The 12,218-nt window shown below is 68.4% G+C and carries 11 protein-coding genes; 3 read left to right on the top strand and 8 right to left on the bottom strand.

The genetic code is table 11. The annotated features are described in order from the left end of the window. Positions 1 to 55: 55 nt before the first annotated feature. Positions 56 to 1,660, top strand: a complete 1,605-nt coding sequence (locus tag PT015_RS11155) for a PPE family protein (protein ID WP_285190679.1) — start codon at positions 56 to 58, stop codon at positions 1,658 to 1,660. On the opposite strand, the gene PT015_RS11150 is transcribed toward PT015_RS11155, so the two are convergent. The 8 genes from PT015_RS11150 to PT015_RS11115 are packed head-to-tail and all read right to left on the bottom strand — an operon-like array spanning position 1,657 to position 8,307. Further along, positions 1,657 to 2,259: a TetR/AcrR family transcriptional regulator gene (locus PT015_RS11150; protein WP_285190678.1), complete on the bottom strand. Its 603-nt coding sequence runs from the start codon at positions 2,257 to 2,259 to the stop codon at positions 1,657 to 1,659. The two genes, PT015_RS11155 and PT015_RS11150, sit on opposite strands and share 4 nt — an antisense overlap. A gap of 2 nt (positions 2,260 to 2,261) precedes the next feature. Beyond that, entirely contained in the window at positions 2,262 to 3,431 is a 1,170-nt protein-coding gene (locus tag PT015_RS11145) for a lipid-transfer protein (RefSeq protein ID WP_285190676.1), read from the bottom strand. Next, positions 3,428 to 3,892: a MaoC family dehydratase gene (locus PT015_RS11140; RefSeq protein ID WP_285190675.1), complete on the bottom strand. Its 465-nt coding sequence runs from the start codon at positions 3,890 to 3,892 to the stop codon at positions 3,428 to 3,430. Before PT015_RS11140 ends, PT015_RS11145 begins: the two co-directional genes overlap by 4 nt. Continuing rightward, on the bottom strand, positions 3,889 to 4,992 hold the full coding sequence (locus tag PT015_RS11135; protein WP_285190673.1) for an acyl-CoA dehydrogenase family protein: 1,104 nt from the start codon (positions 4,990 to 4,992) through the stop codon (positions 3,889 to 3,891). Before PT015_RS11135 ends, PT015_RS11140 begins: the two co-directional genes overlap by 4 nt. 1 nt (position 4,993) lies before the next feature. After that, positions 4,994 to 5,389, bottom strand: a complete 396-nt coding sequence (locus tag PT015_RS11130; protein WP_285190672.1) for a Zn-ribbon domain-containing OB-fold protein — start codon at positions 5,387 to 5,389, stop codon at positions 4,994 to 4,996. After that, positions 5,389 to 5,940: an FAS1-like dehydratase domain-containing protein gene (locus PT015_RS11125; protein ID WP_390888016.1), complete on the bottom strand. Its 552-nt coding sequence runs from the start codon at positions 5,938 to 5,940 to the stop codon at positions 5,389 to 5,391. Before PT015_RS11125 ends, PT015_RS11130 begins: the two co-directional genes overlap by 1 nt. Beyond that, a complete protein-coding gene (locus tag PT015_RS11120) occupies positions 5,928 to 7,145 on the bottom strand; it encodes an acyl-CoA dehydrogenase family protein (protein ID WP_285190670.1) in 1,218 nt (405 codons plus the stop codon). Before PT015_RS11120 ends, PT015_RS11125 begins: the two co-directional genes overlap by 13 nt. Before the next feature lie 4 nt (positions 7,146 to 7,149). Then, positions 7,150 to 8,307: a cytochrome P450 gene (locus PT015_RS11115; RefSeq protein WP_285191056.1), complete on the bottom strand. Its 1,158-nt coding sequence runs from the start codon at positions 8,305 to 8,307 to the stop codon at positions 7,150 to 7,152. Between the two features lie 220 nt (positions 8,308 to 8,527). Between PT015_RS11115 and PT015_RS11110 the strand changes: the two genes are divergently transcribed. Next, positions 8,528 to 9,979, top strand: coding sequence for an aldehyde dehydrogenase family protein (locus tag PT015_RS11110; protein ID WP_285190669.1), 1,452 nt, complete (start codon positions 8,528 to 8,530; stop codon positions 9,977 to 9,979). Continuing rightward, positions 9,976 to 12,213: a CaiB/BaiF CoA transferase family protein gene (locus PT015_RS11105; protein ID WP_285190668.1), complete on the top strand. Its 2,238-nt coding sequence runs from the start codon at positions 9,976 to 9,978 to the stop codon at positions 12,211 to 12,213. The genes PT015_RS11110 and PT015_RS11105 overlap by 4 nt, the downstream gene beginning before the upstream one ends. Positions 12,214 to 12,218 lie beyond the last annotated feature (5 nt).

Here is a 12,218-nt window from a genome sequence, read left to right as displayed (position 1 = left end):
CCGCCACCAAAGTTTAAAGTTTGGTGACCCGAAAAATCAGCCAGAGGGGCGGTGGATGTCCTCACCGGTATGGATGGCCTCGCCGCCCGAAGTGCATTCGGCCCTGCTGAGCAGCGGTCCCGGCGCGGGTCCCACGCTTGCGGCGGCGTCGGCGTGGCAGTCGCTGAGCGCCGAGTATCTGGAGGCCGCCGACGAGATCGACCAACTGCTGGCCGGGATCGCGGCGGGTGTCTGGGAGGGCGCCGCGGCCGAATCGTATGTAGCCGCCCATGCGCCGTACGTGGCATGGCTGTCGCACGCCGCCGCCGACAGTGCCGCGCGGGCGGCTCAGCTCGACGTGACGGCCGCCGCTTACGACGTCGCGCTCGGGGCGATGCCGACCCTGGGCGAGTTGGCCGCGAATCACGTGGTCCACGGCACCTTGGTGGCGACGAACTTCTTTGGCATCAATACCATTCCGATTACGGTCAACGAGGCCGACTACCTTCGGATGTGGGTCCAGGCGGCCGCGACCATGACCGGCTACCAAGCGGCGTCGGCCGCCGCGGTTGCGGCGACGCCGCCCACGGCGCCCGCGCCGGCGATCGTGAAATCCGCTGCGTCGCAACCGCCGCAGTTCAACAATCCACTGCAGCCCCTGCTGGACCAGCTCGCGCCGTGGCTGAAGAGCCTCGGCATCGAAGACGGCGTCACCGCCCACGACCCGATGATCTCGAACGAACTCACCACGTTCGTGTCGCAGATCCTGCAGAACTTCGGCGTGAATTGGGACCCCGGCGCGGGCATCCTCAATGGCCACGTGTACGACTTCTATGCCGATGCGAGCCAACCGATCTGGTACCTCGCCCGGTCGCTGGAACTCTTCGAGGACTTTCTGAACATCTCCCAGAATCCGGGCCAGGCGCTCCAGGCATTCCAGTACATCGCCGCGCTGGCGCTGTTCGACTGGCCCACCCATATCGCCCAATTGGCAAGCACCGTCAGTCAATCCCCGGCACTGCTGGCGGTGGCGGCCGGTGCGATCGTCGCACCCGTCGGGGCCGCGGGCGGGCTCGCAGGTCTGGCCGGACTCGCGGTTCCTGTGCACGCCGCGCCGCCCGCGTTCGTCGCCGCCCCCACCGCTCCCGGCGTCTGGCCGGCCTCCACGACGGGCACCGCGTTCGGATCGCCCGGCACGGCGCCCAGTTCGGCGCCCGCGCCGGCCTCCACCGCGGGCACTGTCGCCGGGTCGCCGCCCCCGCCGACGCCCCCATCGGCGGGCGCAACGGGATTCGTGGCCCCCTACGCGGTGGGTCCCCCCGGCATCGGCTTCGGCTCCGGGCTGGGTATCGGCGCCGCCGCCTCGGACAAGCGCCGCGCACCCGAACCGGATGCCACGGCGACCGCGGCCGCGGCCCGCTCCGCGACGCCGACCAAGCGACGGGCCCGCCGTCGGCAACGAGAAGCGTTGCGGGAGTACGGTAATGAATTCATGGACGCCACCGACGAGGCGCCGGCCGACCGGGTGGAGTCGTCGACGCACGGGTCCGGGCCGCTGGGCTTCGCGGGTACCGTGGCGACCCACACGTCCGACGCGGCGGGACTGAGCACGTTGGCCGGCGACGCTTTCGGCGACGACCCCGTCGTGCCGATGCTGCCGACCAGTTGGGGTGCGGGCTAGCCGCGCCTCGGCCGCGAGCGGTCGTTGGCGAAGCCGTGCACTACATGCGCGCGCACGAAATCGGCGACCACGTCGGGATCGTCCATATCGAGTGTCGACGACGGAGTGCTGAACAGCGAGAACAGGATTCGGGCGAACCATTCGCCGCCGGCCTGGACGTCGAGGTCCTTACGCACTTCGCCGGTGAGCTTGGCTGCGACCAGGTGCGGAGCCAGGAAGTCGACACATTCCCGCAGCAGCACGGCCGCGTCCTTGGTCAGCAACAGGCTGACCGCGTCTTCGTCAAAGTACTTCTCCGAGGCGATGACTCGACGCGCCTGGGTGACGAACACCGCCGCCCGGGCAAGCTTGTCCGCCAGGGACTCGCCCCGGGCCATCGCGATCGACATCTCGCGGTAAAACCGCTCGGAGGCGTTCTCCGCGCACGCCTCCAGAATCGCCGCCTTGTCGCGGAAGTACTCGTAGATCGTGCTCCGGGAGACGTTGGCCGCGCGGGCGATATCGACGATCGTCGCCCGCTGCAGCCCCTGTCGGCCGAAGCAGGCGTACGCGGCCTCGATGATGGTCTCGCGGGTGTCGGCAGCGGTCGCCTGTGTCATGGTCAGCCCGTCGCGAGAATCAGCCCGCTGGTCGGCACCCCGGTGCCCGAGGTGACGAGGACGTGCTCGACATTGTCCACCTGGTTGTGGGACGTGCCGCGAACCTGGCGCACGCCTTCGGTGATGCCGTTCATGCCGTGGATGTAGGCCTCGCCCAACAGGCCGCCGTTGGTGTTGATCGGTAACTCGCCGCCCAGCGACAGCCGCTCGACGGTGGCGAAGTCCTTGGCCTCGCCGCGCCCGCAGAAGCCGAGTTCCTCGAACTGGGTGAACACGAACGGCGTGAAATGGTCGTAGATGAAGGCGGTTTGGATGTCGCTCGGCTTCAGTCCGGAGTCGCGCCACAGCTTGTTGGCCACCACACCCATCTCGGGCAGGCCGGTGATGTCGTCGCGGTAGTAGCTGGTCATCATCTCGCCGTTGGACGCGGCGCCCTGCGCCGCCGCGGAGATGATCGCGGGCGGCTGCTTCAGGTCACGCGCCCGCTCGGCGCTGGTGACGACCAACGCGACCCCGCCGTCACTCTCCTGGCAGCAATCCAGCAGTCGCAGAACGGGTTCGATGATCCAGCGCGATTTCTGGTGATCCTCCAGCGTGATCGGTCGCTCGTAGAACCAGGCGTCGGGGTTCGTGGCGGCGTGCTTGCGGTCCACCACCGCGATGCGACCGAAGTCCTCGTTGGTAACTCCATACGTCGACATGTAGCGCTGCGCGTGCAGGGCGACCCACGCCGCCGGCGTGAGTAAACCGAACGGCGCGTAATGCGCCATGAACAACGGTGTTTCGGCGCTGGTGCGCCCGCTCCCGCCGAACCGGAAGCCCGACCGCTCGTTGAAGGCGCGCCAGCAGACCACCACGTCGGCCTCGCCCGCCGCCACCGCCATCGCCGCGTGCGCGACGGTGCCGGCGGCCGCTCCGCCCCCGTGTGGGACGCGGGAGAAGAACGTCAGATCGCCGATGCCGACATTGCGGGCGACCTCGATCTCGTCGCTGGAGTCCATCGTGAAGGTGACCATGCCGTCGACGTCGCCGGGTGACAGGCCCGCGTCGTTGAGTGCGGCGCTGACCGACTCGCACGCCAATTGCAGTTCGCTGCGGCCGGATTCCTTGGAGAACTCGGTCTGGCCGATGCCGGCGATGGCGGTGGTGCCGGCCAATTTCGACTCCGTCATGCGCCGCCACCGTCCAGCAGGCTCACCACAGCGGTGCCGGAGACGTGGTTGCCGAGGCTGTTGGCCGCCTTGAAGGTGACCTCGATCAAACCTTCACGGTCCCGCCCCTCGCCCCTTTCGGTCTTGCCGGTGACCTCGCCGGTGAAGCGCAGCGGGTCGTCCGGAAACGACGGCACGCCAAGGCGAATCGCGAGCTTGGTGATCATCGCCTCCGGGCCGGCCCAGTCGGTGAGAAACCGGACGCAGTACCCGTTCGACGTCAGGATGTTCATGAACAGGTTGGGCGAGCCCTGCTGTTTGGCGTAGACCGCGTCGTGGTGCACCGGCATGAAGTCGCGGGACGCGATCGCGCCGGCCACGATCATCGTGGTGGTCACCGGAACCTCCAGCGGCGTCACCTCGTCGCCGACGTTGATATCGGCCCACTTCAAGGTCTCGGTGCGTGCTTTGGCGGTCGTCATGGCCGTCCTTTCGAGTATGTGCTGCCGAGGTGGACCAGCTGCTGCGTGGCTGACCCCAAGGTGAGTTCGTTGTGCTTGGCCCACAGGAAATATCGATGCAGGGGATAGGTGACGTCGATACCGATCCCGCCGTGCACGTGTTGGGCGGTGGCGGCGATCCGCGCTCCGGCCTCGGCGGCCCAGAACTTGGCGATGTGCGCCGCGCGGTCGGCCGGGCGGCCTTCTGCGATCAGCCAGGCCGCGTGCCAGGTGGTCCACCGGATCGCTTCGAGGTCGATGAAGGCATCAGCCATCCGTTGCTGCACGGCCTGGAAGCTGCCGATCGGACGGCCGAATTGCTCACGGCCGCTGGTGTATTCGGCGGCCATCCGCAGTGCCCGGTCTGCGACGCCGACCTGGACCGCGCACAACCCGATCAGCGCGCGGGTGTACAGCGACTCGACCAGCCGGTCGCCGTCGAGTCGATCGGTCGCGACGGCGCCGTCGAGGAACACGTCGGCGTGCGGCTCGCGGTTGGTGGTCGCCACCGGGCGGATCTCGACACCGGGCGCGTCGACCGGCAGCAGGAACAGCGCCGCCCGGTCGTCGACCGTCGCGGGAATCAGCAGGGTGTCGGCGAGTTGTCCGTAGGACACCAGTTCCTTGACCCCGTCCAGCCGCCAGGCGTCGCCGTCGCGGCGGGCGGTGGTGGCCGGTGCGGTCGGGTCGGTGCGGCCGGGCTCGTGCAGACCCGCGGTCAGGATGCGGCTGCCGTCGATGACACCGGGCAGAAAGCGTTGCTGCTGTCCGGAATTCCCGTACCGGGCGATCGGGTCGGCCCCGAGTAGCAGCGTCGGGTAGGCGGGCACCGCCGCCACCGTCGACCCGACCTCGGCCAGGAGAACGCCGAGTTCGACGAAGCCACCGCCGTTGCCGCCCAACGACTCCGGTAGCGCGGTGCCGAGCAGATCGACCCCGGCCAATTCCTTCCACAACGACGCGTCGTAGCGCAGGTCGCCGGCTTCGAGTTCGGTCAGCCGCTCCGGCGTGGCGCGGCGCTCCAGCACGTCGCGGGCGAGCTTACTGATCGTCTCCTGCTCTTCGGTGAAGGTGAAGTCCATGTCACCCCGCCGGCCGGAACTGGTGCAGCACAAGGTCGTCGAACTCTCCGAAGTACACCTCGACCGGCATGCCGACCTGCACGTCGCCCGGGTCGATGCCGGTCAGGTTCGACACGATCCGCACACCCTCGTCGAGTTCGATCAACGCGACGATGTAGGGATAGTCGAAGAACGGGAACTTCGGCTCGTGTGGCATCACGAAGCTGTAGACGGTGCCGCGGCCGGACGACTCGATCGGAGTCCAGTCCAGCGATCGGCACTTCGGGCACATCGGCTGCGGTGGGTTGCGTACCGTCTGACATCCGTTGCAGCGTTGGATCAACAGCTTGTGGTCCCGCAGCCCGTTCCAGAAGAACTCGGTGTCCGGGCTGACGGCGGGCGGGAGTCGCGTCGCCATCAGTTGGCCGGCTTGAATCGCAGGACCCGAAAGCGTTGCTTGCCAAGCACTTCGCCGTGTTGGTCCGAGTAGGTCAGCACCCAGGTGACGAAGAAGCCGGTGCCCAGCGCCGTGGTCTTCTCGTCGGAGACCTCCTCGTACACCGAGGTCGCGCTGATCTCGTCGCCCAGCTTGGGGTAACGGTTGATCTCGAATTCCGAGTTGGTCGCGACGATGCTGGTGTAGCCGGCCTCGTCGAGAAACGCGGTGGGGTTGTTGGTGATTTCGACGGGGGAGCCGCCGCGCTCGCCGATGCCCTCGAGCTTCGGAGCCGGCATCGTCCAGGTCTGCAGCATCACCGGTGGCGAGACGATGCCGCCGAACCGCGACTTCTCCGCGAACTCCGGGTCCAGGTAGACCGGGTTCATGTCGTCGAGTGCATACGCCCAGTGCCGGATCATCGGCTGGTTCACCGGATCCGGCGCCACCGACGGCTTTGCGGCGCCACCGGTGTGCTTGCCGACGAGGGCCTTCAGTTTGTCGTGCAGGTCGGTGTCGGTCACTGAGAGGATCCTCCTGATTTCTCGGTTGCTCGCAGGTCGCGTGGAGCGCGCGGCATGCCCAGTCCGGCCATCGCGATGATGTCGCGCTGAATTTCGTTGGCCCCACCGCCGAAGGTGCTGATCACCGCGACGCGGTAGGCCGACTCCAGCGCGCCGCGCAGCGGGGCGTCGGCGCCGCGGCGTAACCCGTTGTGGTCCAACACTTCCAGCAGCTGACGGGCGACGGTCGGCGCCAGCTCGGTGCCGAACACCTTCGCGGCCGACGCCTCACCCATTTCAAGCCCGATGTTCTTCCCACCCTTGGTCATCGCGGCGTTGACATGCAGGTTGATCAGCTTGTAGGCCGCGACCTCGGCCTCGACGCGGGCCAGCGCCTGCTGCACCCACGGTTGGTCGATCACCCGGCCGCCGTCGAGTTCGGTCTCCTGCGCCCACTCCAGCGTCTGCTCGAACAACGGCTCGAGGGCGCCGAGGTTGCCCAGTGCGGCGCGTTCGAAATTCAGCTGGGTGGTGATCAACTGCCAGCCCTGGTTCTCGCCCGCCACGATCGCGCTGGCCGGCACTCGCACGTTGTCGTAGAAAGTGTAAAAGGTCGAGACGCCGGGCATGGTGTGCAGCGGCTGCCACGAGAACCCGGGCGACGAGGTGGGAACGATGAAGATCGAAATACCCTTGTGCTTCTTGGCAGCTGGATCGGTTCGGGCGGCCAGCCAGATGTAGTCGGCGTAGCCGGCGCCGCTGGTGAACATCTTCTGGCCGTTGATGATGTAGTCGTCACCGTCGCGAACGGCGTTGGTGCGCAACGACGCGAGGTCGCTGCCCGCGCCGGGCTCGGAGTAGCCGATCGCGAACTCGACGCTGCCGTCCAGGATCGCGGGCAGGAACTGCTGCTTCTGCTCCTCGGTGCCGTAGTGCATCAGCGTCGGCCCGACGGTGTTCAGCGTCACCAGCGGGATCGGCGCGTTCACCCGTCGCGCCTCTTCGGCGAAGATGAACTGCTCGATCGCTGAAAAGCCGCGTCCACCAAACTCTTTCGGCCAGCCCACGCCGAGCAGGTCGGCCTTCGCCAGAGCCTGCACGCATTCGCGGACGGCGGGGCCGCCCTCCATCCGTTCGCTCACCGCGGCCTGACGCTCCGGCGTCATCACGGTCTGCACGGTCGCGCGGATCTCGTCGCGAAGCTGCTCCTGCTCGGGGGTGTACTCGAGTCGCATCGTCTCAGACCCCGAGCCTGACCGGCATCCGCTTGACGCCGGGCACCATAGTGGCCCGCATCCGGTCGACCTGGCCGACCAGTTCGAGGCGTGGGAAGCGGCGCAGCAGCTCCTCGAACATCACGGTTGCCTCCAGGCGCGCCAATTGTGCTCCGATGCAGGAGTGTTCGCCGCAGCCGAACGCGATGTGCGGGTTGGGGTTGCGGGTGAGGTCGAACGCCTCGGAGTCGGGGCCGAAGACGTCCTCGTCGCGGTTGGCCGAGCCGTACAGCATCACCACGACTTCGCCCTCGGCGATGCGCTGGCCGCGGATCTCGGTGTCGACCGTCGCGGCGCGGGCCATGTGCACCACCGGGCTGTTCCAGCGCAGCATCTCCTCGATGGCGGCGGGAATCCGCGACGGGTCGTCGACCAGCAGCCGCTGCTGATCGGGATGCGTCATCAGCGCCATCGTGCCGAGCGCGATCAGGTTGCGGGTCGTCTCATTGCCGGCCACCAGCAGCAGGAAGGCGAAGTTCAGCAGGTCCTCGTCGGTGAGCCGGTCGCCGTCGATCTCCGCTCCGGCCAATACCGACAGCAGGTCGTCGCGTGGCTCGACGCGTCGTTCGCCGATCAGCTTCTGGAAGTACTCGAACAGCTGCCCCGCGGCGACCATCGGGTCGAGTTCGATCTCCGGGTCGGCGGTCCCGGTGGCGGCGTCGGACCAGGCGCGGAACTGCTCCCAATCGTCGGGCGGCGCGCCGATCAGCTCGGCGATCAGCCGGGTGGGCAGCGGGGCGGCGATCGTCTCGGCGAACTCGTGCACCGAATTCGGCTCCAGGCCGTCCAGGATGCCGCGGACCAGCTCGCGGATCTTGGGTTCCAGCACCGAGACGCGGCGTCGAGTGAAGCCGGAGTTGATCAGCTTGCGCATCTGCCGGTGCCGCGGCGGGTCGGTGAAGATCAGGCCGCCCGGCTGCACCGGGCTCGGCAGCGCCGGGTCCGGGATGGTGATGCCCTGCGTCGAGGTGAAGATCGCCGGGTTGCTGGACACATACCGAACGTCCTCGTATTTGAGCAGCGCCCAGAAGTTGGTGACGTCGTTCCAGACCACCGGCGCCGTCGCGCGCAGTTCGCGGTAGGCGGGATAGGGATCGCCTGCGTAGAAGTCCGGGGAGTGCAGCGGAATCGTCGAGCTGGACTTGACCTGCACCCACGCCTCCTCGACGAAGCTGATCGGACATATCGGTTCGATCTGTCCGGTTGACTCTGTCTACTCCGGCCGTCCCGGCGATGTCAATATGCTTGCCGTTGAACTGAAATGCCCGCAGAGTTCGTCAGAGCATTGACGACACCCATCCGACAGGTGTAGACCAAACGTTGATCCGCCGGAAGGAATCGACATGTCTTTGATCGACACCTACGCGGTTTACATCGACGGCCAGTGGGTGGACCCGGAAAGCGGGCGCTACGACGACGTCAACCCGGCCACCGAGGCCGCGTTCGCGTCGGTCCCCGACCCCAGCCAGGCGCAGGTCGGCAGCGCGGTCGCCGCGGCCCGGGCGGCCTTCGACTCCGGCCCGTGGGCCGACACGAGCCCCGAGGACCGGGCTCGGTTTCTCAACCAACTAGGCGAGGCGTTGCTCGCGCACGCCGACGACTTTTACGCGCTGGCGCAACAGGAGTGGGGCTGCACGTCCAACGAGCGCGTGATCCACGTCGAGGGGCCGGCGTTCGCCGCGCTGAACGCGGCCGAGTTGGCGACCCATCCGGTCGAGGAGCCGATCGACGCCTTCGGCGCGGCGGGCAAAACCCTGCTGCGCTACGAACCGCTCGGTGTGGTGTCGATCCTGACGCCGTGGAACTTCCCGCACACCCTCAACGTGATGAAGGTCTGCGCCGCGCTTGCCGCGGGCAACACCGTCGTGCTCAAGCCGTCGCCGCTGGCACCGCTGGCCGGTCTCGCGCTCGCCCGAATCATCGACGAGCACACCGACATTCCCGCGGGTGTGGTCAACGTCGTGACCCCGACCGATATCGAATCCAGCAAGCTGCTGACCGTCGACCCCCGGATCGACATGGTCAGCTTCACCGGCAGTTCGGTGGTCGGCCGCGAGGTGATGACCGCGGCCGGGCCGGGCATGAAGCGGTTGCTACTCGAACTCGGCGGCAAGTCGGCCAGCATCGTGCTCGACGACGCCACGCTGGACGACGCGACATTGCAGCGAATGTTGTTCGAATCGTGCTCCTTTCACGCCGGCCAGGCGTGCATCCTGCACAGCCGGCTGCTGCTGCCGGACGCGATCCACGACGAGGTAGTCGACCGGCTGGTCGCGCTGGCGCGGGCGGTCAAGGTCGGCGACCCCACCGACCCGGACGTCACGATGGGACCGCTGATCAGCGATGCCCAGGTCAAACGCGTTCAGGCGCACGTGAATACGGCGCTGGACGACGGGGCCAAGGTGGTCACCGGCGGCGGCCGGCCCGCAGGCGCGGACAAGGGCTTCTACTTCGAGCCGACGATTCTCACCGGAGTGACCCCGGATTCGACGATCGCGCAGGAGGAGGTGTTCGGCCCGGTGCTGTCGGTCCTGCGCTACAGCGGCGATGACGAGGCGGTGCGGATCGCCAACAACTCGCAGTACGGATTGTCCGGTGCGGTGTGGGGCGGCGACGTCGACCGGGCGCTGGCCGTCGCCCGCAAGGTGCGCACCGGGCAGATCGCCGTCAACGGATTCGGCCCGGGCGGTGCGCCGTTCGGCGGATTCAAGCAGAGCGGGGTCGGCCGGGAGAGTGGCGGCATCGTCGGGATTCGTCAGTACATGGAGCCGAAGGCCATGGGACTGCCGGCGTGACAGGTGCTCTGCAAGGGGTGCGCGTCGTCGAACTCGCCGACGAGATCTCGGGCCCGTACTGCGGCAAGTTGCTCGCCGATCTCGGCGCCGACGTCACGAAAATCGAACCACCGCAGGGTGATCCGCTGCGGCGCTGGGGACCGTTTCCCGGCGACCGGCCGGACCCCGATCGGGCCGGGTTGTTCGAGTACCTCAACGGCAACAAACGCAGCGCGCCGGCGGGTGATGCCGGCGCATTGATCGCCGAGGCGGATATTCTCGTCGACGGGCACGGAGCCGTTGTCCCGCACACGAATTCGCGCCTGGTGGTGGTGCGGATATCCGACTTCGGGCAGCACGGGCCGCTGCGCGACCGGGCGGCGTCGCCGCTGACCATGCAGGCGATCTCCGGGTGGATCAACGCCCGTGACCCCGACCGGCCGCCGGTGCAGGCCGGCGCGCGGATCGCCGAGTACGTCGCCGGTGGGTACGCGGCCCTCGGCGCGCTGACCGCCCTGCGGATCGCGCCGCCCGGACAGGTGACCGAGGTCGACGTCTCGGTGCTGGAGTCGCTGCTGTCCACGCTGCCCTATCCGATGATGACCCATCAGCGGATGCGGGCGCTCGGCCTGCCCACGAACATCCGCCAGGCGCCGATGCTCGGCGTGGTCCGCGCCGCCGACGGCTGGGTCGGGATCAACTGCCTGACCGGGCAGCACTGGCTCGACGTGTGCGACATGCTCGAGTTGCCCGAGTACGGCGAGCAGCAGTTCGCGATCCTGATGGGCGGCCCGGAGCGCGCGGCGTTCTATGCCGCCGCCCAGCCCTGGCTCGATCAGCGGTCCGTCGACGACATCGTGGAACTCTGTCAGGCCATGCGGATTCCGGCGGCGCCGGTCGCCGACGGCGCTGCGGCACTGGACAATCCGCAGTACCGCGCGCGCGGCTTCTTCGTCGAGAGCGGCGGCAAGGACTGGTCGTTCCGACAGCCCGGCCCGCCGGTTCGGCTGTCCAAGACGCCCCCCGGAGTTGCCCACGGACATGAGGCGCGGCCGCCCGCCGCGCCGGTCGCGGAACCGTCGTCGCCGTTCGCCGGGCTCAAAGTGCTTGACCTGAGCACCTTTTGGGCGGGCGGCTATCTCACCTGCTATCTCGGCGCGTTCGGCGCCGACGTGGTCAAGGTGGAGTCAATCCAGCGGCCGGACGGGTTTCGCTACTCGGGTGCCCAACCCTTCGAGGGCGAGGACTGGTACGAACGCAGCCCGCTGTGGCAGGCCACCAACCTCAACAAGCGCGACATCACGCTGGACCTCGGCTCGCCGCGCGGCCGCGAGATCGCCCGCCGCCTCGCCGCCCGGGCCGACGTGGTGGTGGAGAACTATTCGCCGCGGGTCGTGGAGCAGTTCGGGCTGGACTACGACTCGCTGGCAGCGTTGCGCCCCGACGTGATCGCCGTCCGGATGCCGGGTTTCGGCCTCGACGGGCCGTGGCGCGACTACGTCGGCTGGGCGCTGAACATCGAGCAGGTCTCCGGCATGACGGCCGTCACCGGCTATGCCGACGGCCCGCCGTGCAACGTGCAGGGTCCGGCCGACCCGATCGTCGGCGTGCACGCGGGCGTGGCTTTGCTTGCGGCACTGGAACATCGGCGCCGCACCGGGGAGGGCCAGCTGATCGAGGTCGCGCAGATCGAGGTCGGCGCCGCCGTCACCGCCGAACCGGTGATCGACTACTCGATGAACGGCGTCGTCCGGCCCCGGGAGGGCAACCGCAGGCGCGGCGTCCGCCAGGGCGTCTACCCGACCGCCGACGACGCGTGGGTGGCGCTCACCGTGCGCGATTACGACGACGCGGCCCGCCTGGCCGGCGCGATGGGGTGCGACGACCTGCCGGGCGACCACGACGCGTTCGACGCGGCGGTCGCGGCGTGGACGCAGACCCTCGATTCCGCGAAAATCGTTGCGGCCCTGCTTGATATACCGGTGGAGACCGTGACCACGGCCGAGCACATGTACGACCTGCCCGGCCTCGACGAGCGCGGCTTCTACGAAGAGTTCGAGCATCCGGTCACCGGCCGCCTGCGCTACCCGGGCTGGCCGCTGCGCATCGCCCCGGGCCCGGACCGGCATCACCGCTTCGTCGCGCCCACTCTCGGTCAGCACAACGACGAGATCCTCGGCGCCCTCGGACTGACCGGCGCCGACCTCGACGCCCTGCGTCACGACCGGGTGATCGGCGAGAGGCCGATGGGCTAGCCTGC

Origin of the sequence: Candidatus Mycobacterium wuenschmannii (assembly GCF_030252325.1) — a bacterium.
In the GTDB taxonomy this organism is placed as follows: Bacteria; Actinomycetota; Actinomycetes; order Mycobacteriales; family Mycobacteriaceae; genus Mycobacterium; species Mycobacterium wuenschmannii.
Note: the sequence above shows the minus strand (reverse complement) of the source record. Positions and strands in the feature narration are given on the sequence as shown.

What these genes read in the sequence shown, in the direction of transcription:
- PT015_RS11110 (WP_285190669.1), top strand. Translation starts at nt 8,528, where the DNA reads ATGTCTTTGATCGACACCTACGCGGTTTACATCGACGGCCAGTGGGTG.
- PT015_RS11145 (WP_285190676.1), bottom strand. Translation starts at nt 3,431, where the DNA reads ATGACGGAGTCGAAATTGGCCGGCACCACCGCCATCGCCGGCATCGGC.
- PT015_RS11120 (WP_285190670.1), bottom strand. Translation starts at nt 7,145, where the DNA reads ATGCGACTCGAGTACACCCCCGAGCAGGAGCAGCTTCGCGACGAGATC.
- PT015_RS11155 (WP_285190679.1), top strand. Translation starts at nt 56, where the DNA reads ATGTCCTCACCGGTATGGATGGCCTCGCCGCCCGAAGTGCATTCGGCC.
- PT015_RS11140 (WP_285190675.1), bottom strand. Translation starts at nt 3,892, where the DNA reads ATGACGACCGCCAAAGCACGCACCGAGACCTTGAAGTGGGCCGATATC.
- PT015_RS11150 (WP_285190678.1), bottom strand. Translation starts at nt 2,259, where the DNA reads ATGACACAGGCGACCGCTGCCGACACCCGCGAGACCATCATCGAGGCC.
- PT015_RS11130 (WP_285190672.1), bottom strand. Translation starts at nt 5,389, where the DNA reads ATGGCGACGCGACTCCCGCCCGCCGTCAGCCCGGACACCGAGTTCTTC.
- PT015_RS11135 (WP_285190673.1), bottom strand. Translation starts at nt 4,992, where the DNA reads ATGGACTTCACCTTCACCGAAGAGCAGGAGACGATCAGTAAGCTCGCC.